At 71.2% G+C, this 21,041-nt stretch carries 13 protein-coding genes; 3 read left to right on the plus strand and 10 right to left on the minus strand.

All coding sequences use genetic code 11. From position 1 onward, the window contains the following. Positions 1 to 18: 18 nt before the first annotated feature. Both WMF19_RS14745 and WMF19_RS14750 read right to left on the minus strand, forming a co-directional pair. Positions 19 to 375: a response regulator gene (locus WMF19_RS14745; protein ID WP_272103377.1), complete on the minus strand. Its 357-nt coding sequence runs from the start codon at positions 373 to 375 to the stop codon at positions 19 to 21. Positions 376 to 381: 6 nt separating this feature from the next. Continuing rightward, complete coding sequence (locus WMF19_RS14750) at positions 382 to 1,560, minus strand: sensor histidine kinase (protein ID WP_437899701.1); 1,179 nt, start codon at positions 1,558 to 1,560, stop codon at positions 382 to 384. A 274-nt stretch (positions 1,561 to 1,834) separates the two neighbouring features. Between WMF19_RS14750 and WMF19_RS14755 the strand changes: the two genes are divergently transcribed. The 3 genes from WMF19_RS14755 to WMF19_RS14765 all read left to right on the plus strand — a co-directional run bounded on the left by WMF19_RS14755 (position 1,835) and on the right by WMF19_RS14765 (position 6,631). Next, positions 1,835 to 3,424, plus strand: a complete 1,590-nt coding sequence (locus tag WMF19_RS14755; RefSeq protein WP_437329214.1) for an SDR family NAD(P)-dependent oxidoreductase — start codon at positions 1,835 to 1,837, stop codon at positions 3,422 to 3,424. Positions 3,425 to 3,561: 137 nt separating this feature from the next. Further along, a complete protein-coding gene (locus WMF19_RS14760) occupies positions 3,562 to 5,757 on the plus strand; it encodes a cation:proton antiporter domain-containing protein (protein ID WP_437899702.1) in 2,196 nt (731 codons plus the stop codon). Between the two features lie 4 nt (positions 5,758 to 5,761). Then, positions 5,762 to 6,631 carry a PTS sugar transporter subunit IIA gene (locus tag WMF19_RS14765; protein ID WP_437899703.1) on the plus strand — a complete coding sequence of 290 codons (870 nt, stop codon included), beginning with the start codon at positions 5,762 to 5,764 and terminating at the stop codon, positions 6,629 to 6,631. A gap of 40 nt (positions 6,632 to 6,671) precedes the next feature. Here the strand turns inward: WMF19_RS14765 and WMF19_RS14770 are convergent, their stop codons facing one another. The 8 genes from WMF19_RS14770 to rplS all read right to left on the minus strand — a co-directional run bounded on the left by WMF19_RS14770 (position 6,672) and on the right by rplS (position 20,681). After that, complete coding sequence (locus tag WMF19_RS14770; protein ID WP_437899704.1) at positions 6,672 to 7,808, minus strand: hypothetical protein; 1,137 nt, start codon at positions 7,806 to 7,808, stop codon at positions 6,672 to 6,674. 1 nt (position 7,809) lies between these two features. Beyond that, entirely contained in the window at positions 7,810 to 10,653 is a 2,844-nt protein-coding gene (locus WMF19_RS14775; protein ID WP_437899705.1) for a TonB-dependent receptor domain-containing protein, read from the minus strand. 4 nt (positions 10,654 to 10,657) lie between these two features. Further along, entirely contained in the window at positions 10,658 to 13,756 is a 3,099-nt protein-coding gene (locus tag WMF19_RS14780; RefSeq protein ID WP_437899706.1) for an FHA domain-containing protein, read from the minus strand. 233 nt (positions 13,757 to 13,989) lie between these two features. Then, a complete protein-coding gene (locus tag WMF19_RS14785) occupies positions 13,990 to 14,124 on the minus strand; it encodes a hypothetical protein (RefSeq protein WP_437329220.1) in 135 nt (44 codons plus the stop codon). A 205-nt stretch (positions 14,125 to 14,329) separates the two neighbouring features. After that, on the minus strand, positions 14,330 to 16,456 hold the full coding sequence (locus tag WMF19_RS14790; protein ID WP_437899708.1) for a protein phosphatase 2C domain-containing protein: 2,127 nt from the start codon (positions 16,454 to 16,456) through the stop codon (positions 14,330 to 14,332). Positions 16,457 to 16,498: 42 nt separating this feature from the next. Beyond that, positions 16,499 to 18,643: an FHA domain-containing protein gene (locus tag WMF19_RS14795; RefSeq protein ID WP_437899709.1), complete on the minus strand. Its 2,145-nt coding sequence runs from the start codon at positions 18,641 to 18,643 to the stop codon at positions 16,499 to 16,501. Between the two features lie 228 nt (positions 18,644 to 18,871). Next, the gene (locus tag WMF19_RS14800) at positions 18,872 to 20,047 is read right to left on the minus strand and encodes an FHA domain-containing protein (RefSeq protein WP_437899710.1); all 1,176 of its coding nucleotides are present in this window, start codon (positions 20,045 to 20,047) and stop codon (positions 18,872 to 18,874) included. 280 nt (positions 20,048 to 20,327) lie between these two features. Next, positions 20,328 to 20,681, minus strand: a complete 354-nt coding sequence (rplS, locus tag WMF19_RS14805) for a 50S ribosomal protein L19 (protein ID WP_012235149.1) — start codon at positions 20,679 to 20,681, stop codon at positions 20,328 to 20,330. Positions 20,682 to 21,041: the final 360 nt, after the last annotated feature.

Raw genomic sequence — 21,041 nt, forward strand, 5'->3', positions numbered from 1 at the left:
CGCGCGAGCGCACCGCTCTCAGCAACCGCACGCCTTCTGGACCGCTCCAAGGAGGGCTTCGTAGCGGATCGGCTTCCTGAGCAACGGCGTTCCGGGTGGCGGGGACGTGATCGATGCGGCTGACAGGACGACGACCGGGATGCCAGCGAACCGCGCGTCGCGCCGCATCCGGTCGATCAACTCCACACCGTCCATGACGGGCATCAAGAGGTCGACGAGCATCATGTTCGGCCGCTCGCCGCGCTCGAGCAGCGCGAGCGCCTCCGCTCCATTTCCGGCCGTCACGACGCTGTAAGCACCGTCTTCCTCGAGCGCGTCGCGGAGAGAGAGCTGAATATCCTCGTTGTCCTCCACCAACAGGATGTGCTTCATCATGTCAGCTTAAGGGGATTTCGTCTCGGCGTCATCGATGTTTCCATGTCGTCGAGGCAACTCCACAGTAAAGGTCGAGCCGACGTCAGGTTCGCTCGCGACGGACACCGTCCCTCCCATCGCCCCGACGACCTGCCGCACGATCCACAGCCCGAGGCCGAGCCCGCCGTAGTGTCGCTCCGAGACCGCGCGCTCGAACTGGTTGAAGATGATGGCCTGCTGGTCGGGCGCGATGCCGATGCCCTGGTCCGTGATCGTGAGCCAGGCGCGTGAATCATTCGCCCATACGGTGATCGTGATCGGACGCCCACGGCCGTACTTGAGGGCATTGGTGAGGAGGTTGTTCACTACCTGGTCGAGCCGCCTGCGATCCCAGCCGCCCGTGGCGTCGGCGGCGAGCTGGAGGGACATCGAGTTCCTGGTGAGGTCGTATTTGTGCTGCTCGACCACCTCGCACACGACCTCCGCGAGGTCGACCTCCTGTATCTCAAGCTCGAACCGTCCAGCGGCGATGCGCGAGACGTCGAGCAGGTCGGAGACGAGCCGCTCCAGGCGATCGATCTGCCGCTCCACGACCGATAGCTTGATGACCAGGCGCTCGGGTGTGAGGCGGTCTGCGCGCGCGGCGCGCGCCGCGCGCAGCACGCTCTCCACCTCGGCGCGCAGCGGCGTGATCGGCGTCTTGAGCTCATGGGCCGCGACGGCGAGGAAGATCTCTCGCGCCCTCACGGCCTCTCGCGCCTGCTGGAGCATCACCTCGCGCTCCTCGGCCGCGAGTTTCTGCTCCTCGTAGAGCGCCGAGAGCTGGCGATTCAGCTCCTCCCTGCGGAGCTCGTGCTCGCGCGTGACGCGCGCGGCTGCCGCCAGCGCCGCCGCCCTGGGGAGCAGCGGAAAGAGCAGGATGGCGGTGCCGACGGAGGCGATCGCCGTGATGGCCCGGATGGCCCCATCCAGCCAGTACAACGGCTGCCAGATGACCCACACATCCATGAAGTGCGTGAATCCACCGGCAACGATGAAGGTGCCAAACGCGAGGTACACCCACCGGAAGGGGATGTCCCGGATACGCCGGACCAGATGGGCGAGGGTCAGGGAGATCGAGAGGTAGGCGAAGCCGATCGCCAGGTTGGTGATGACCTGCAGCCAGACCATGCCCGGCTGCCAGAAGTAGCAATGGCCATGGGGCATGAATTCCGTCGCAAACAGACTGTGTGGCGACTCGATCATAAGATCCTCTGCTGGAGTTTCCGAGGGCTCAGGATGATGTGCGAACGTAGTGTACAATCCTCAGCTGGCGAACAGGACGCGACGCGCGGGGCTCGTCGGCGGCGCTCTGGGCGCGGGCGCTCTGGGCGAGGCGAGGCAAGGCGAGGCGCGCCGCGGCCAGCGGAGGTGCCGGCAGGACCCGAAGGGCCGCTGCGGTTCGCGCGCGGTCTCCCGCGTGCTATGCACGCACGCTTCGATGAGTCCCGACCGCGAAGCCGCCGGCGCAGGCCGGCCGTTCACTGCCGCCGATCTCGACGCTTGCCTCAAGGTGCTCGAGGCCTTGGCCCTCGATCGTGCGGAGCTCGCCTCCATCAGCGCCGAGGACCGCCGCCGGCTTCTCCTGGCCGCCGGCCGCGTCTCGCGCCCCGAGCGCGCCGAGCAGCGAGAGCTCGCCAGGGCGTTCCGCAAGCGCGACCGGCACGCGCAGAGGTCCGCCGACGCCGCCCTGCTCGATGCGGTCGGCATCCGCGTCGCCCGCCGAGAGCCGGTGTTCCGCACGCCGGACGCGCTCGCCCCGGTCGCGCCCCCGCTGTCATGGGCCGACCCCGCCGAGGAGCCCGCGCCGCCGCCCGGGCCCACCGAGGAGCCCGAGCCGTCGCCCGAGCCCGGCGCGCCGGAGCTCGCGCGGCCGCGCAAGTGTTATGTCTGCAAGGCCGAGTTCCGCAGGGTCCACTTCTTCTACGACGCGATGTGCGCCGCCTGCGGCGACTTCAACTACGGCAAACGCAGCCAGACCGCTCCGCTCGACGGCCGCGTCGCGCTCGTGACGGGCGCCCGCGTCAAGATCGGTTATCAGGCGGCGATCATGCTCCTCCGCGCCGGCGCGCGGGTGATCGTCACGACCCGCTTCCCGCACGACGCCGCTCGCCGCTTCTCGGCGGAGCGCGACTTCGACGCCTGGGGATCACGGGTCGCGATTTACGGCCTCGATCTCCGACACACCCCGAGCGTCGAGCTCTTCACGCGCCACCTCCTCCACACGCTCGACCGGCTCGATTTCATCATCAACAACGCCTGTCAGACCGTGCGGCGACCGCCGGGCTTCTACGGCCACCTCATCGAGGGCGAGACCGCGCCCGTCCACACCCTCCCGCAGGGCGCTCGGCCCCCGCTCCGCGAGTACGACGCGCTCCGCGCGTGCGGCACGCTCCCCCTCGTCGCCGGCGCCGACCCCACCGCGGGCCTGCGCGAGCCCGCCTTGCTCTCCCAGATCCCGGCTCCGGGCGACGAGCGCCTCGACGAGCTGCTCTTCCCCAAGGGCCGCTACGACGCCGATCTCCAGCAGGTCGATCTCCGGACGCTGAACAGCTGGCGGCTCACGCTCGCCGAGGTCCCGACCGTCGAGATGCTCGAGGTGCAGCTCGTCAACGCGGTCGCCCCCTTCGTCCTGAACTCCCGGCTGAAGCCGCTCATGATGCGACGGCCCACGTTCGACAGGCACATCGTCAACGTCTCGGCGATGGAGGGGCAGTTCTACCGCCGTTACAAGACGGACAGGCACCCTCACACCAACATGGCGAAAGCCGCGCTCAACATGATGACGCGCACGTCCGCGCCCGATTATGCGAAGGACGGCATCTTCATGAACAGCGTCGATACCGGGTGGGTCACCGACGAGGACCCCGCGGCGCTCGCCGCCCGCAAGCTCGAGGAGCACGGCTTTCACCCGCCGCTCGATATCGTCGACGGCGCCGCTCGCATCTGCGACCCCATCTTCTCCGGGCTGCTCAGCGGCCAGCACGCGTACGGCCAGTTCTTCAAAGACTACATGCCGACCGACTGGTAGGCGCAGCCCGCGCCACGGCGCGCTCTCCTTCGCCGAGCTGTTGGGGCCGCTCGATTCCGCGGATCCTTTCTTGACAGTCGAGAGAGCCCGCTGATAAGCGATAACTTAACACTTACCACCAGGAGGGAGCGCTCCCAATGGAGATTCTGATCCACAACTCGCTGGCCCGCTTCCTCATCCAGGCGTTCCTGATCATCGCCTGCGCGCGGCTCGTCGGCATGATGGCCCGCCGCATGGAGCAGCCGATGGTCGTCGCCGAGGTGACGGCGGGCATCCTTCTCGGCCCGTCGCTGTTCGGCTGGCTCTTTCCCGATGCGTCTGCGGTCCTGTTCGCCAAGGAGTCGCTGCCGCTCCTGAAGCTGGTGAGCGAGGTCGGCCTCATCGTCTTCATGTTCCTCATCGGGCTGGAGCTCGACCCGAAGCTCCTGCGCGGGCGCGGCCACGCCTCGGTCATCATCAGCCACACGAGCATCGTCGTGCCGTTCGCGCTGGGCGGGCTGCTCGCGCTCTACCTGTACCCGCGGCTCTCCGACAGCTCCGTCCCGTTCTCGTCGTTCACGCTGTTCATGGGCGTGGCCATGAGCATCACGGCGTTCCCGGTGCTCGCGCGCATCCTCACCGAGCGGCGCCTGCTGGGCACGAAGGTCGGCGCCCTCACCATCACGTGCGCCGCCGTCGACGACGTGACCGCCTGGTGCATCCTCGCGTTCGTCGTCTCGATCGCGCGCGCCACGGGCCTCGTGGGCGCCGTCTGGACCACCGTCTTCGCCGTCGCCTACATCGCCGGGATGCTGTTCCTGGTCCGCCCCTTCCTCGTCCGGCTCGGCGAGCGCGGCTCCAGCAAGGAAGGGCTCTCGCAGGACCTCGTCGCCGTCACGTTCCTCCTGCTCATCGTGTCGAGCTGGATGACCGAGATGATCGGCATCCACCCGCTGTTCGGGGCCTTCATGCTCGGCGCGATCATGCCGAAGGGCACCGGCTTCGCGAAGAGCCTCGCCGAGAAGCTCGAGGACTTCGCCGTGGTCTTCCTGCTCCCGCTGTTCTTCGCCTACAGCGGCCTGCGCACGCACATCGGGCTGCTCAACTCGGCCGACGGCTGGATGATGTGCGGCCTCATCATCGTGGTCGCCTGCCTCGGCAAGTTCGGCGGCAGCGCCGTGGCCGCCCGCTTCACCGGCCAGAGCTGGCGGGAGGCCAGCGCGCTCGGCATCCTCATGAACACCCGTGGCCTGATGGAGCTCATCGTCCTGAACCTCGGGCTCGATCTGGGCATCATCTCGCCCAAGCTGTTCACGATGATGGTGCTCATGGCGCTGGTCACCACCTTCATGACCACGCCGCTCCTGCGCTGGATCTACCCGCCGGAGGAGCTCGCCAAGGAGCTCGCCGACGTGCCGGAGCGCACGCCGCTCCCCGCCGCGGCGGACGTGTTCACCGTGCTCATGTGCGTCTCGTACGAGCGCTCCGGCCCCGGCATGGTGACGCTCGCGAGCGCGCTCGCCGGCAGCGGCCCCGAGGCGAGGCGCCTCTACGCCCTGCGCCTCATCCCGCCGACCGATCGCGGCTCGTTCTACCTCGACCAAGGGCCCGAGCGGCAGGGGGCGGCGGCGCTCGCGCCGCTCCTGTCGCGGGCCAAGGAGCTGGGCGCCGAGGTCCGGCCGCTCTCCTTCGTCTCGCCCAAGCCGAGCCACGACATCTGCAACGTCGCCGACGTGAAGCAGGCCGACCTCGTGCTCGTCGGGTGGCACAAGCCGCTGCTCAGCCAGACCGTGCTCGGCGGCACCGTCTACGAGGTCATGCGCGGCGCCCACACCGACGTCGGCGTGCTCATCGATCGCGGGCTCGCCGCGGTCCGCAAGCTGCTCGTGCCGTTCCACGGCACGTTGCACGACAGGGCGGCGCTCGCGCTGGCCCGCCGGCTCGCGCAGCAGGTCGGCGCCGACGTCACCATCCTCCACGTGGTCAAGCCGAAGCGCAGATCCGACGACACGCTCGGCGCGCAGCAGGCGGTCGACGAGGTGTTCGAGGGTGAGGAGGGCGGCGCGCTGCAGAAGTCCAAGGTGGTGCTCAAGGTGGTCGAGCACGACTCCCCCGCGGACGCGGCCCTCGAGGAGGCGAAGCGCGGCTACGATCTCGTCCTCGTCGGCGTCGGGCCCGAGTGGGGCCTCGCGCAGCGCCGGTTCGGCATCCGCGCCGAGCACATCATCCAGGGCTGCCCGACCTCGCTGCTCGTCGTGCGCAGCCACGAGCCCGCCACCGCGCGCGCGCCGGCCCCGGCGCCCGCCCCGCAGATCCTCTCGACCGCCCTCGCGGTCGAGCCCGATCGCTCCTGATCCCATGCCAGCGATGTCCGACGCTGACGGCGCCGCGCGCGCCCGCGCGGTCGCCGAGTTCGGGGCCGCGCTGCGGCTCCTCCGCGTCGAGGCGGGCCTGAGCCTGCGAGCGCTCGCGCACCGCATCGGCGTCTCCAGCGCCTACCTGAGCCGCGTCGAGCACGGGCACGACGCCATCCCCACGCCCGACCGGCTCACGGCGATCGCGGGCGCGCTCGAGCTCCCGCCGGCGGTGCTCCTCGAGCTCGGCCACCAGGTCGAGCCGCTCGTCTCGCGCTACCTCGAGCGCGTCCCGTCGGCGAAGGCGCTCTGCGCGGAGCTCGCGCGGCGCAACCTCAGCGGCCCGCAGCTCGCGCGCGTCAAGGCGTTCATCGACGCCGAGTTCCCGGCGAGCGCGGCCTTCGGGGGGGCGCCCGCGCGGCGGCTCAGCGGGCTGCTCACGCCCGAGCGCGTCGTGCTGCAGCTCTCGTGCGCGGACATCGAGGACGTCATCGACGTCGCGGCGTCCCGGCTCGCGCCCCCCGGCGGCGCGCTCGCGGCGAGCGCGCTCGCCCAGGAGATCCTGCGGCGCGAGCTCGAGTCGCCCACGGCGCTCGGCAACGGCGTCGCGGTCCCGCACGCGATCGTCCCCGGCGCGAGCCAGGCGGCCGTGGTCGCGACGCTGGCCCAGCCGCTCGCGGTGCCGACGCCGGGCGGCGCCCCGCTCCGGCTGTTCGTCGTCCTCGTCTGCGGCGAGGGGGGCCGCGCGCACCTCGAGCTGCTCGCCCAGGCGGCGAGGCTCGCCAGCCTCGGCGCCGCCGACGCGCTGTGCGCCGCGCGCGACCCCGCGCAGCTCATCGACCAGCTCTCTCAGATCGAAGCGGGCTGCGGCTGATCGCGGCGGTCCCGACGCGCGCGGCCGGAGGGGGCCGCCGTCACTCGACGCGGACGAGGCGCTGCACAACGGACGAGCCGCCGCGCGCGTCGCGCAGGACCGCGGTGATCGTGGCGACGCCCGGCTCGGCCGGCGGGATCCACTTCACGGCGTGATCGCCGATGTACCCCTCGTTCGCGTCGCTCACGAGCTTGATGCCCCCGTCGAGATCGCCCAGATCGGCGAAGTAATCGACCCAGACGATCTCCTTCAGCGCCTGATGCTGCGCGCTAGGGTCGTCCTCCGCCACCTCGGGATCGACGATCGCCTCGAGCTCGTAGGCCGCGCACTCGACGAACGGATCCTCCGCGCTGCAGCCGGCCTCGCGCCGCGCCTCCGCGCTCACGCGGCAGCGCGGGACGGTGGGGATGTCGGCGAAGTCCTCTGGCATGGGCTTGTCGTCGAGCGTGAGCCCCTGCACCTCCGGGTTCGCGTTCGCGCGACCCCCCTCGAAGGCGTAGATCTGCGTGTAGCCGGGCACGAAGCTGTCCGGGCCGAGCCGGCGCCCGTCCTTGAAGCACGCGACGGGGAACGTCCCGGCGCGGCCGGTGCCCTGGTCCTCCACGAGACCGAGCTCCCCGGTGCAGGCGACGAAGAAGACGTACGCGCTCCCGGAGGCCGGACCCCCCGTGGCGGGCGCCGTGCGGCCGGTGAGGATGTCGTCGCTGATCGTGATCGTGTACGTGTCCCCGAAGCCGGGGCGCACGCCGTTGAGGTCGGGCAGCGGGACGGTCGGGTCGCCTCGCTCCACCCACGCCTCGATCTCGGAGGTGATGCCTTCGAGCTGCGCGTAGCAGCCGTAGTAGTCGTCCCCGATCGGGTTCTCGCACCCGCCGAACCAGTAGACCGAGACCGGGCGCGACCCGTCCTCGGGGCCGCCCAGCCCGTCCTGGTAGTGGATCCGGAAGGTGACCTGGTCTCCGGGGTTGGCGTACGGCTTGTCGGCGACCACCGCGAAGACGCGGAGCCCGCCCACGAGGCTCGGCGGATCGAAGCCCGCGACGCACCCCGAGGCGATCGCCGGCGACGCGATCGCCGCGAGCGCGAGCGTCCCCAGCACCGCGCGCCGCCACCGGCGCCCGCGGCGCTCGGGACGCTCGCGCTTCGCCGCGCCGTTCATCGCCTGCGCCCCGCGCATCTCAGAACTCTCCTCGCATCCCGAAGCTCGGCAGGATGGGCAGCCCCGTGACGTATTGACGGGCTGTGTAGTTGTAATTGTACTGAATCGCCTCGCTGTTCGCGTTGTTGTAGACGTTCTGCACGTCGAGGTACGCCGCGAGCCGCCAGGTCTTGAACTTCCACGTCTTGTCCAGGCGCAGATCGAGCTGGTGGAACGCCGGGAGCCGCTCGCTGTTCGGGCCGGAGAACGGGATGGGGGTATACGTCCCGGTGGGCGCGTAGAAGAGCGCGTTGGTGCGGTACGGGTCGCAGCTCTGCTCGTTGACGTTGCACACGTTGGGCGTGACCAGGTTGCCGGAGACGAGGCGGAACCGGGCGCCGAACTCCCAGCCGTCTCCCAGGCGGTAGCTGCCGAGCACCGTCAGGATGTGGGTCTGATCGAACGGGACGAGCCGCTCCGGCTCGCCGGGCTCCGGCACCCGCGTGCTGCGGGACAGCGTGTATGCGGCCCAGCCGAAGAAGCGATCGTCGGGCTTGTACTTGAGCAGGAACTCACCCCCGATCACCCTGCCCGATCCGACGTTCTGGTAGTCGAGCTGGATCGTCCCGGGTCGGTTCACGCCGACGACGAGCTCGTCCAGCTGCTTGTAGAACCCCTCCGCCGACGCCTCGATGTGCCGGGTCAGCTCCTGCTCGACGCCGACCGCGTAGTGCAGCGCCCGGGTCGACTTCAGGCCGGGGTTGCCGAGCGGCGGGATCACCTCCTGGAACTGCGGCGGCTGATGGAACACCCCGAGGCCGCCCTTCACCGTGGTCCGCGGGAACCCGGGGACGACGTCGAAGCGCCCGTTCACGCGCGGGCTCACGGTGACCTGCTGGTTCAGGTCCTGGTAGTCGACGCGCAGGCCCGGGACGATCTTCGCCCGAGGGGTCGGGGCGAGCTCGAGCTCCGCGTACGCCGCGGGGTAGAAGAACTCGCCGTCGCGCGAGACCTCCTGGAGGGTGCGCGTCGAGAACGGCTGGTTCGGCGGCTCGCCGGGGCGGTTCGGCCCGGGGGCGCGGAGGTTCACGGCGTAGAGGCCGGCGAAGACGTCGAGCCCCGCGTTGAACACCGTGCCCTTCGAGATGCGCCGCGCATACTCGAGGCGGCCGGAGATCGTCTTGAGATCGAGCTGAAAGTAGATCGGCCCGATCCCGAAATCGGCGTCGTCGCGCGCGAGCGCGAGCACGCCGTCGAGCCGGTCCTTGTCGGTGAGCTCGTGATCGTAGCGGACCTGGAGCCGCTGAAACGCCGTGTGGAGCCCGACGTTGCCGGAGAGGGCCGGCTCGTTGGGCGCCGGGTCGCTGAGCAGCAGCTCGAGGGCGTCGTCCGAGCCGAAGAACGTGAGGCGGAGCCGCGCGGAGGGCGTGGGCTCGGTCTCCAGGAGGACCTGGTAGTCGTAATAGACCGGCGCCTGGGTGACGCCCGCGCCCGCGGCCTCGAGCACGGGGCCGAACGACTCGCCGATGTAGCTCCGCCGTCCTGCCACCATGAAGCGGGTGTTGTCGAGGAACGGCACGGGGCCCTCGAGCAGGACGCGCGCGTCGATGAGGTCCATCTGCGCCAGGCCGTGGAGCTTGCCGTCCTCGTTGGGCGAGCGGAGGGCGACGTCGACGATGCCGCCCTGCACGCGCCCGTACTTGGCGCTGAAGTTGCCGGGGTAGAAGTCGATCCGATCCAGCATCTCGGTCGGCACGACCGAGGAGAGGCCGCCGAAGTGGTAGATGAGCGGCACCTGCGTGCCATCGACGAAGGTCTGCGTGTCCTGCGGGCCGGAGCCGCGGACGATGAGCAGGCCCGCGATGGCGGGCGGGCGGGCCACGCCCGGCAGGTTCTGGAGCGAGCGCAGGGCATCGCCGTTCGTGCCGGGGATGCGGTTGATCTCGCGCTGCTCGATCGTGCGCTTCGTGACCTCGCGCGGCGGCCGCGTGCCGCGGACCGTGACCTCGAGGCCGTCGCCTTGCGGCAGGAGCCGGTACTTCACCTCGAGCTGCTCCCCGGGGGCGAGCGCCTCCTCGACGGAGAGCGGCTCGAAGCCGGGCGCCGCGATGGTGACCTGGTATCGCCCCGGCGGCAGATCGGCGAAGGCGAAGGCGCCGCCCTCGTCGGTCGTGAGCGCCGGCGGCGCGGCGGCCGTCGCTGTGCCCGAGCCCGCGCCCGCGCTGGCGACGCGCGCGACCGAGACGGTGGCGCCTGCGAGCGGGACGTCGCCCCCGCTGGCGAGCACGGTGCCGCGGAGGCTCTCGGCGGGCTTCGCGGGCTCGCCGGCGGCCGGCGGCGGCGGGGCCGCCTTCAGGGTGAACGAGTAGCGGTACAGGATGCGGGCCGGGGCGGGGGTCCCGTCGGCGCGGCGGGCGGGCTCGAACTCGAGCTTCTGGGCCGCGGCCAGCGCCGACTCATCGAACCCGTGCCCCGCGCTCTCGACGACGACGGCGTGCTTCACGCGCCCGTCGCGGTCGACGTCGAGCTGCAGGGTCACCGACGCCTCGCGCCCCTGCTTCTCGGCCTCCGGCGGGTACTCCGGGGGCGTGTAGTTGAGCGCTCGCGGCGGCGTCGCCTTCCCCGTCGGCGCGGCCGTGGAGGCAGGCGGCGTGACGATCGCGCCGCCCGGGCCTCGGGGCACGGCCGCCCCGCCCTCGGGCGCCTGCGGCGCCGCCTGCCCCTCCTGGCCTTGCTGCTGCGCCCGTGCCGGGGAGGGCGAGAGGGCGGCGAGCAGCGAGACGAGCACCGCGGCGGCCGGCCTGCGGTCGCCTCGCGCGCTCGGGCGCGGGCGCGCGCGCCGGTCATCGATGCGGATGGAAGCGGAGGGCTCCTTCGCGGTCACGACGTCACACCGGGTCGCGCCGCTTCAGCACCGCGCAGAGCGTGACGAGGATGATCAACGTCATCCCGGCGAGCACCGCATAGGGCATCCAGGTCTGATCGTAGGTGGTGAAGCCCCACGCGCCCGCGTAGTTGTCGGCCGCCATCTGCGCGATGGCGCACTTGAACTTGCCGCCCTCGATGAAGTCCGCCGCGCTCGTGTCGGTGCGGTGCAGATCGATGACCCACGCCGGATCCTCCGCGGTCGCGAGCCGCTCCGGCGCGATCGCGCCTTCGAAGCCCCAGCGCGCCGGGATGATGTACATGAGCGGCCGGAGGTGCGGCACGGTCGTCATCGGCACCATGAGCCCGCCGAGCACGACCTGGGGGATGAGCGCGATCGGCGTGAGCGCCATCGCCGCCTCGGACGAGGCGACCACCGTGGAGAGCAGGAGCCCCATCGCGACGGCGCTGAGCGAGGTGGCGGTCAGCGCGGCGAGCTGCATGCCGAACGCCTGCATGCCGCCGTGGAAGCCGAGCGCGAAGAACACGATCGCGAGCAGGACCGTGCACTGGACGAGGCAGAAGCCGGCGAGCAGCAGGTACTTGGAGAGCACGTAGTTGACGAGCCCCAGGTTGACCATGCGCTCGCGGAGGTAGATGGCCCGCTCGCTGACGATCTCGCGCGCCGCGTTCGAGGTCCCGAACCAGACGGCGGCGACGACGAGGAAGAAGATCGCCGCGGTGTGGTCGGTGGTGACCTCCATGCCCTTGATGACGTCGGTGCTCTTGTCCGCGCCGCCCGCGCGGCGGCCGAGCTCCTGGAGCGCGCCGAGGCACCACGCCGGGATCGCCTTCTCCTGCCCGCCGAAGACGATCGCGAGCAGGATGCCGATGATCGGGGCCTGGAGGAGCATGATCAGGGTGCCGCCGATGTCGCGCTTCTTCACCTTGAAGTAGCGCGACAGGAGCAGGCCGAGCTGCCCCTTGGTCGTGGCGCGCCCGGCGGGGATGCCGCGCTGCCCCTGGCCGGTGCCGATCTCGCGCCGGCCGGAGTACATCCGGCGGTACGTCGGGTTGCCGTCGCTGAAGAACTCCTTGCGCCACTCGATGGCGGCGAGCTTCCTGGCCTCGCCGCGCGACGCATTCGGGTTCCGCGCGCGGAGCTGATCGAAGATGGGCCGCTCCCGGAGCGCGAGCATCTCGAACATGTCGCGCGGGTTGTCGACGTCGTTCTGCTGGCCGTGCCGCTCCTTCCAGCTGCCGAAGAAGCGGTACGCGTCGGGCCGGGTCGGCCCGAAGAACATCGGGATGCCGCCGTAGCCCAGGATGAGCGCGTGGCTGAACTTCTCGAACTCGTCCTTCGCCGGCTGGTGGATCGTCATGATGATCGTCTTGCCGGTGGCCTTCGTGAGGTCATGCAGCAGGCTGATCAGCGCGGTCGTGTCGTCGGCGGCGAGGCCCGAGGTCGGCTCGTCGAGGAAGAGGATGACGGGATCGGTGACGAGCTCGAGCGCGATGTTGACGCGCTTGCGCTGCCCGCCCGAGAGGATCTTGTTCTCCGGCTTGCCGATCTGGAGGTTCTTGACGCCCTCGAGGCCGAGATCCTTGATCGTCTGCTCGACGCGCGCGTCGATCTCGGCCTCGGTGTAGTCGGGCGGCAGGCGGAACTTTGCGCTGTAGCGGACGGCCTCGAAGACGGTGAGCTCCGGGTGGACGAGATCGTCCTGCGGCACGTAGCCGATGGATCCGCGGAGCGTGTCGTAGATGTTGTAGAGGTCCTCGCCGTTGATGCGGACGACGCCGCTCGTCGGCGGCAGGTAGCCGTTCAGGGTGAGCAGGAGCGTCGTCTTGCCGGCGCCCGACGGCCCCATGAGCGCGATCATGTCGCCCGGCAGCGCCTTGAACGACACGTTGTCGAGGAGGGTCTTCTGCTCGTTCGGGTTGTCCCGATCGGGTACCTGGAGGGCGAGGCTCCACGCCTCGATCTCGTAGAGCGGGCGTCCTGCCCACCGATCGGCGGAGTACTCCTCCTGGACGACCTCGACGGCGCCCGCGCCCCCCATCTCGATCTGGAGGGGCATGGGCCCGATGTAGATCTTCTCGCCGCTCTGCACGGCGATCTTCTGGCCGGGCGCGATGCGGTTGCCGCGGACGTAGGTCCCGTTGGCGCTGCCGCGATCCTCGACGTAGAGCTGCCCGTTGATCGAGTGCAGGAGCGCGTGGTGGCTCGACACCTGGGGGTGGGCGAGCACGATGTCGTTGTCGGGCGTGCGGCCGATCTTCTTGACGTTCGATCCGCCGCCGGAGAAGTCGAGCTGGCCGAGGACCGTCTTGTTCTTCCTCCCGGGCGCGCCGGCGGCGGGCACCGAGGACGCCGCGTGCGCGGGCTGCTGCGGCGGCGCGTAACCGGCGACGCCGGGCGGCGCGTAACCCCCGGCGCCGGGCTGCTGCGGTGCGTAACCCCCGGCGCCGGGCTGCGGCGGCGGCGCGTAGCCGGAAGCGGCAGGCTGCGGCGGCAGGACGCTGGCTGCGGGCGGGGCGCCGGAGGCGGCCGGCAGCGCGGATTGCCGGGCGGCCTGGGCGAGCTGGACGAGCAGGCTGACCTGGACCGGGACAGGCCCGAAGGCGATGGCGCCCTGCGGATCGATGGGCGTCGGCGTGCCAGCGGCGATGCGCTGCGCGCCCACGTACGTGCCGCTCGTCGAGTTGTGGTCGATGACCATCATGCGATCGAGCGTGACGGTCGCGTGCTGGCTCGAGACGCTCGGGTGCTGGAGCACCAAGGAGGCGCGCCCGGGGTCTCGTCCGATCACGACCTGGCCGGGCGCCGGCGCGAGGTTCCCGGGCGACGCCAGCATCAGCGTGATGGCCGGGTGGTTCAGCGGGACCGGCGTCTGCGCGATTACGAATTGGGTGCGGAAGTCGAACGGGACCTGCTCCCCCGGCGAGAGGGGCCGCCCGTTCGCCGACGCCGGCCCTTGCCCGCAGGAGAAGAGCAGCTTGCCACCCCCCTGGTTGACGATGCGCGCGTGCTCGGGCAGGACGCCGGGTGCGACGAGCACCACATCGCAGGTGGGGGCGCTGCCGATCGTGATGCTTTGTTTACCTAGCCCCGGGATCATGCGGGCCGCGTTTCACCACAGGCCGTCGGGGAGGGCAAGGGAAGAGGCGCGTGCCGTGCGCCGCCTGTCGCCACGCTGGCGCGGCGTCGCTCGCGGAAGCGGAAACGGAAGAGGAGCGCGCTTCTGCACGCGCGCGGCGATGGGCGCCGTTCGGTGGGAGACTCTCGCCCGCTGGACGAACGGAGCGTCAGCGCGGAGCGCCGTGACTTCCGGGAGCCAGGTGGTTCAGCGGGTCACAGATCGAGCAGCATGAAGCCGGCGCGGGCCTCCTCGAGAGAGGGTGCAGGGGTCGACTCCGGCACGTCTTCCAGATCCTCAGGCGCGCCATCCATGTCGTCGCCGTCCTCGAGCTCTTGGTCGCCAGGCATGGAGGGACCTCCGGAAAGTTAGGCTAATCCGGAATCCGGTCCTTCTTCAATCGCATTCCGTGAGCGGGACCGTTGCGCGTCACGCATCTGTCGTCTGCGCTCATTTGCGTTTCTTTGCGCTGAGCTCGATCCGCGTCCTCGTGTCCGCCGCTGTTTCCGCTCATCCGTGCATGGTGGTGGGTGGGGCGGCCTTTCTGTTCCGCGCTCAGCTGCCGAGGAGCTTCCAGAGAAGGAAGACGAACAGCACGAGGAACACGGCCGCCGCCGAAGCGATGAGGGCGATGTAGACGCCGCGCGGGGCGCGCACGGTGGTCGGCACGCTTGATGCCCCAGACGACGACACGGGTCCGGAGAAGCTCGGTGCTGGCGCGGGGCGCGGGCCGGTTGCGGCGTACGCGTGAGCATGCAGCGGCGTGGGCGCGAGGTGAGGGGGCGGGGCGGCGGCGACAGGGGGACCACCGGGCGCTGCGGGGTTGTGCCCCGGGAACGCCACCGAAGGCGGCGGGACGTCCTGCTCGGTCGCTTGAAGAGGCGCACCATAGGCGGCTCCGACGTGAGCTGGAGCGCCGTATGCGGCGCCAGGAGGATGCGGCGCACCGTAGGGGCCGCCAGGAGGGTGCGGCACGCCGTAGGCGGCGCCAGGAGGATGCGGTGCGCCGTAGGGGGCGGCAGGGTGGGGCGGAGCGCCGTAAGCGGCGCCTGGGTGAGGCGGCGCCCCGAACGAACCAGGCTGGGGTGGCGCGGCGCGGCCCATCGGAGCCGCCGCGGGAGCGCTCAGGGGGAGGGGAGACAGCACGGCGGGTGCGTCGGGCGCGTTCGGGTAAGCCACCGGGGGATGGGCCCCTGGCACGGTTGGAGGCAGCGCCAGCGCGGAGTCCATCGGTGTGGGCGTCACGGGCGACCCGCTGTCGGCGGCCGTGGGGCTCACGGCCGGCGCGATGGGGGCGGCGGCTGGCGCCACGGGAGGCAGCTCATCGGTGGCCGTGGGGCTCACGGCCGGCGTGCTGTCGATGGTGGGGCGAAGCGCCGGCGCGCCATGGGCAGCGGCAGCAGCGGCAGCGCCCGGTGCGACGGCCGGCACGTTGTCGGTGGCCGTCCGCGCGACGACCGGCACGTTGTCCAGGGCCGTCGGCGCGACGGCCGGCACGTCATCGGAGCCCGTCGAGACCGAGGTCGCCGCGTTGCTGGTGGACGCTGGACGCGGCCCGGGCGTGCCGATGGAACCTGCCGGGACCACGGTGATCGCGTTGTTGATGGATGCAGGGCGCGGCGTGTCGGAGGAGCCCGTCGGGACGACGGTGATCGCATTGTTGATGGACGCCGGGTACGGCGCCGGCGCCTTTCCCGCGGCCGCCGCGCCGCTCGCGGCCGCAGGGGCGCCATGGCCGTGGGGGAGCGGCGTGCTCGTGGCGTGCTGCTGGCCGATCGCCGCCGCCTCGGGCCGGGTCATCGCGACGGTCTCCTGAGGGCGCGAAGCGCGCGCAGGGCCGGCGCCGTCGCCGGGGCCAGCCGCCCCTGGCGGCCCATGCGCGATGGTCAGCGAGCGGCTGCCCGTCTCGAGCACCCGGACCATCTGCACGGTGATGTTGTCGTGACCGCCGCGGTGGTTCGCGAGCTGCACGAGCATCCTGCACGCGTGATCGACCGAGCCCGACGCGAGCGCCTGCCGCGTACACCCGAGGATGTCGCCGGGGAGCACGAGATCGGTGAGCCCGTCGCTCGACTGGATCAGCACGTCTCCCGGGTAGAGCTCCATCGGCTCGGGTCGAACCTCGACCTCCACCTCCGGCTTCATCCCGAGCGCGCGTGTGATCTTGTTCGCGTCGGGGTGGCCGATCGCCTGCGCCTCCGTGATCATGCCCGCGTCGATCATCCCCTGCACCATCGAGTGGTCGCGCGTGAGGGGGTAGATCTGGTGGCTCCGGATCACGTACGCACGGCTGTCGCCGACGTGCGCGACATCGACGCCGCGATCGTGGAGGATCATCGCGACGACGGTCGAGCCTGGCCGGACGCGGTTCTCCGGCGGCCCGCCCAGCTGGTAGACGCGGCGCCCTGCTTCCTCGATCGCGGCCTTGAGCGCGCCGCTCGGGCCCACGGCGGACGGCGTGTGCTCGATCATCTCGAAGATGGTCTTGATGGCGGTGCGGCTCGCCTCGCTGCCGCCATAGTGGCCGCCCATGCCGTCGCACAGGACGCACAGGTAACCGAACTGGGTCTCGGCGTAGCCGCAGGAATCCTCGTTGACCTGCTTGTTCGGGTCCCGACCCGCATCGCTGGCCTGGGCGAACTCGATCTTGAGGTGCGGAGAGGACTCGGTCGGGGGCATCATGGGTGGGCGTCGCTCGGGGCGCGAGAACGGGCCCCGGACACGCTACTCCAAACGGACGCTGAACTCGACGGGGCCGAACCGCAACGACGCGCCGGGCGGCACGAGCGTCCACACGGCCGCGGCGATTCGCTGGCCGTTCACGTAGGTCCCGTTGTTGGAGTTCTCGTCCCGCACGAACAGCTGGCCGGCCTCGAGCTTCACGCTCGCATGGGTGCCGGACACGCGCGGCTCCGACAGCGCGATCAGGCACGACGCGCCGTCGCGCCCCGCGCGCACCTCGGCGCCGGGGTGCACGGTGAAGATGCCCGCCGGGCCCGAGAGCGTCGCCCGGCTGACCCCGCCCATGGGGGGCCCCATCATCGGCCCGCCGCCGTAGCCGCCGAAGTCGCCCGGGGGCGGCGGCGCGGGCGCGTAAGGCGGAGGCGGCCCGCTCCCCGCCACGATGGGCCTCGGCGGCGCGGCCGCCACGGTGCCGCCGCGCCGCTTCCCGCCGCCGCGGAAGATGGAGACGAGGAGCAGCACGATGACGACGCCGCCGAAGGTCACGCCGCCGATGAGCAGGTACGGCAGCGGCGCCTCCTTCGCCTTCAGCGTGAGGATCTTGTCGGCCGTGACCGCGCTCGTCCGCCGCGCCTGGTTGTCGTAGATGATGAGGCGCGCCGTCGTCTGGTCGCCCTTGCCCACGAGGAACTTGTCGGTGTCGGGGAGCTCGAACTCGACGACGCTGTCGCCGGCCGAGACCGCCTTGCCGCGCATCCCGCCCTCGATCAGCGTCCGCTGGGCCTTCTTCGCGTCCTCGATGTTCCCGCCCTGCAGCGACTGCGGCGCCGCCTGGTTCTTCGGGACCATGTAGATCTCTGCCCGCTGCGCGTTGCCACCCCAGCAGAAGTTGCCGAAGATCTTGACCGTGCCGCCGGGATAGATCGGCGTCTTCTTCGCCGCGCGGTCGGTCGCGTCGCGGTCGACGTCGAGCGGCCACGCGGTCGGATCGATGCCGACGGGGACGTTCTGGAAGGTGGCGTCGCCCGCGATCGGCGGATCCGTGTTGATGAAGGCGAGCTTGAACGTCTGCGTGATGCTCGGCGCGACGCACGAGACCCGCCACTTCACGATGTGCATCTTGTTGAAGCGGGTGCGGATCGCGTTGACGATGTTGGCCGCGCGCCGCTGCTGGCCGTCGCGCACCACGCTGAAGAAGCCGCCGATCTCGGTGTTCGCCATCCCCTCCATGAACTCGCGGGCGTTCGCTGTGAACTCCTCGACGAGCTGGCTCGGGAACCAGATCGAGATGACGGGCACCGGCGTCTTCGGCAGGACGTCGTTGTTCTCGGGGAACCGCCCCTTCGTCAGGTAGTCGCGGAGGAGGTTCGACGCGGCGGCGGTCGAGCTGGGATCCGCGCCGGCGGAGCCGTTCGAGAGGACCACCATCGCCTGGTGCATCGGCACCTGGACGCCCTGACCTGCGTTGCCGAGCTCCTTGAACGCGTCGGTCGCGGCGTTCTTGATGATCGTGAAGAGCGGGCGCGTGCGGCCCTGCGTCGGGTAGGTGCGCGCGACGCCGGCGATCGCCTGCGCCGCCGCCTGCTTGTTGCTCACCCACTTCGAGTCCTCGACGATGCCGCGATCGTTGAAGAACATCACGTCGACGATGTCGTTCGGCTGCATCGCGTTGACGAACGCGCTCGCGACCGACTTCGCCTCGTCGAAGCGGGCGCCCATGCTCGACGCGGCGTCGATCAGGATCAGCCACGCCGTCCCGACGCCCGGCTGACCGGCGCTGTCGCCCCACCGCGCCTTCGACTCGAACTTCGCCGGCAGATCCGTGCCGTCGACCGTGACGGAGAGGATCGCGTTCTTGTCCGGGAAGTCGAACGACGAGTAGAGCGCCGACGGCTGCTCGATCGCGTCGGCGACGCAGTCGAGGTTCGCGTTGCCCGTGAGCGCGGCGCAGTTGCGGGTGAGGTCGCTGAGGCGCTTGTTCTGCACGACCTCGAGCACGGTCGTGAGCACGGGCGAGCCGTCCACGGTGCTCGCGCGCGGGTCGATGCGGAGCAAGTGCGCTTCGGGTGCGGCCTCGGCGCGGCGCTGTCCGGCGAGGAGCGCGAGGACAGCGGCCGCGAGCGCGAGGAGCTTCGCGCAGCGCAGGGCCTTGCCCTCGCGCCTGCCGCGACGGGCGGAGGCGCTCATGGAATGGATCGGGCGAGTCGCGTCATGAGAGGGAGTCATGCGTGGGGATCTCCAGCGGGCGCGAGGGAGCCGAGGAGCGCTCCCTGCGCGAGCGGGGCGGCCGCCGCGCGCTGGCGGCGGCTATCCGGTTGGTTTTCACGCAGCCTGGCAGGGGCGCCAGGTGCCGGTCGAACGTCGCGGGGGAAGGGGGCCAGGCTCGGCAACGCCTCTCCTCGTGCGATGGGCCCGTCAGGCCCGCGCGGCCACGCTGAGCAGGATGACGCTGAACCCGCCGAAGCGGATCTTGTCGCCATCGCGCAGCTCGCGCCGGCCCTGGAAGCCGATCGCCTCCTCGTTGTGGAACGTCCCATTGGTGGAGCCGAGGTCGGCGAGGACGATCCGACCGCCGTCGACCTCGAGCGTCGCGTGATGCGTCGAGGTCGTGCCGTGCGCTATCTCGATGTCGACCTTCTGCCCTGTCTCGGCGCGGCCGACGATGTTCTTGCCTTGCCAGAGCGGCCAGAACCTGCCGAGCGCGTCGTCCTGAAAGCTGACGAGGAAGCCGGCGAGGGCGCGGCGGCTCTCCTGCCCCACGGCCCTCGGCGGCGCCGGCGTCGGCGGGCGCACCGCGGGAGGAGGCGGGATGTACGCGGGCGGCGGGCCCGGCGGGGCGAGGTTCTGCTGTGGCTGCGGCGGCTCGCCGTAGGCTCCGCTGCCGCTCGGCTGCGGCATCGGCGGCGGCGCGGACGCCCCTTGCTGGTTGGGCGCATAGGCCGTCTGGTTGAAGGGATCGCCGCTCATCTGGATGCCGTCGAGGGCGATCGGGTGGCCTCCCTCCATGCAGAACGAGCCGCCCGCCGGGATCGCGTGCCCCTGCACGCAGCGCGCGCCCTGCGGCTGCGGAGGCGGACCGAACCCGGGCTGCGGGGGCGGGCCGAAGCCGGGCCGCGGGAGCGGAGGGCCGGGATAGCTGCCCTGCTGCTGCTCAGGGAAGCCCGGGGCCGAGCCATAGCCGCCGCCCGGTGCGCCGTAGATCGGCGGCTCCGGCGGGAACGGCGGCGGCTTCAGCGGTACAGGAGGGGGTGGCTGGGGCGCTCCGAAACCACCAGGCTGCGGCCCGAAGGGCGGAGGCGGACCGAAGCCGGCCGGGCCGCCGTCGGGCGCCGGCGGGAACCCGGGAGGCGAGCCTGGAGGAGCCCCGAACGGCGCCGGCGGGGGCGGACCAAAACCGCCGCTCGGCGAGCTATAGTTCGGGGGAGGCTCGGGGGGCGCCCCGAAGCCCGGAGCAGGAAACGGCGGAGGAGGAGGCGGCGGCGGAGGCGGAGCCCCGAACGCTCCAGGCCCGGGCGGGGCGAGCGGCGAGGCGCACACAGCGCAGAATTTATCGGCGGGGGTCGCGGGCGCACCGCAACGCGGACAGAGCATGGTGATCCTTCTCGGGTTTCGCGGCGCCGGGGGCACCGCCGCCGCGAGCATACCGTGGCCGCTCGGCCGAGGATCAAGGAAGAAGTATGCGGGAACCCTTGCTAGAGGCCGGCAACGCGGTGCGTGCGCGTGCATGCACACGTCACCGTCCAGCGCGCAGCCGCTTCCGCGCTGCGCCATGGATGCTTGCGCGCGCGATCGAAGCAGGGAGCCGGCTGTCCCCCTGGCAATCTGCTCTGCGGGAGCGCTCTCCACGTGGCCGGGGAGCCGGCCGGCGGGATCAATCCTTTGCGTCGCGGACGCGGGCGGCCTTGCCTGCCAGGTTGCGCAGGTAGAAGAGCCGCGAGCGGCGGACCACGCCACGCGAGACGATCTCGACCTTGTCGATGCGGGGGCTGTGGAGGAGGAACATGCGCTCGACGCCGACCGTGAAGCTCACCTTGCGCACGGTGAAGGTGCTCCGGACCCCGGCGCGGTGGCGCTTCAGCACGACACCCTGGAACACCTGGATGCGCTCCTTCTCGCCCTCGACGATCCGGTAGTGGACGCGCACCGTATCGCCGACCCGGAAATCCGGGATCCCCTCGCGGAACAGGGGAGCTTCGATCTTCGCGAGGATGTTCGAGGTCTGCATGGTCGGTCAATCCTTCAAAGGGTCGGGGATCCGTCTTCGCGGTCCCGTGCCCGTGCTCAAGGGGGCAGGGCCGCCGCCGTTCGTGGACTGCGTCCGGCGGAGCGGGGGCCGCGCGCGGCCCTCGTGCTTCACGCGATGAACGCAGACGGAACCCGGTTGCGGTTCCGTAGAACATGGGCGCGAGCGCGTGCCCGCGCACCTCCCCGGGGGGTACCGGAGAGGTGCGGCATTATGCATGCGGGCGATCCGGTGTCAACGCCGGCAGCGGCGCAGTCGTTCTTGATGCGCGCGCTTGGTGCGCGCTCCTAGTGCGCGTGTAGTGCGCGTGCGCGCTTGGTGCGCGTTTCCTGCCGGGCCTTC

It is taken from the genome of Sorangium sp. So ce124 (assembly GCF_051525235.1).
Taxonomy (GTDB): domain Bacteria; phylum Myxococcota_A; class Polyangia; order Polyangiales; family Polyangiaceae; genus Sorangium; species Sorangium atrum.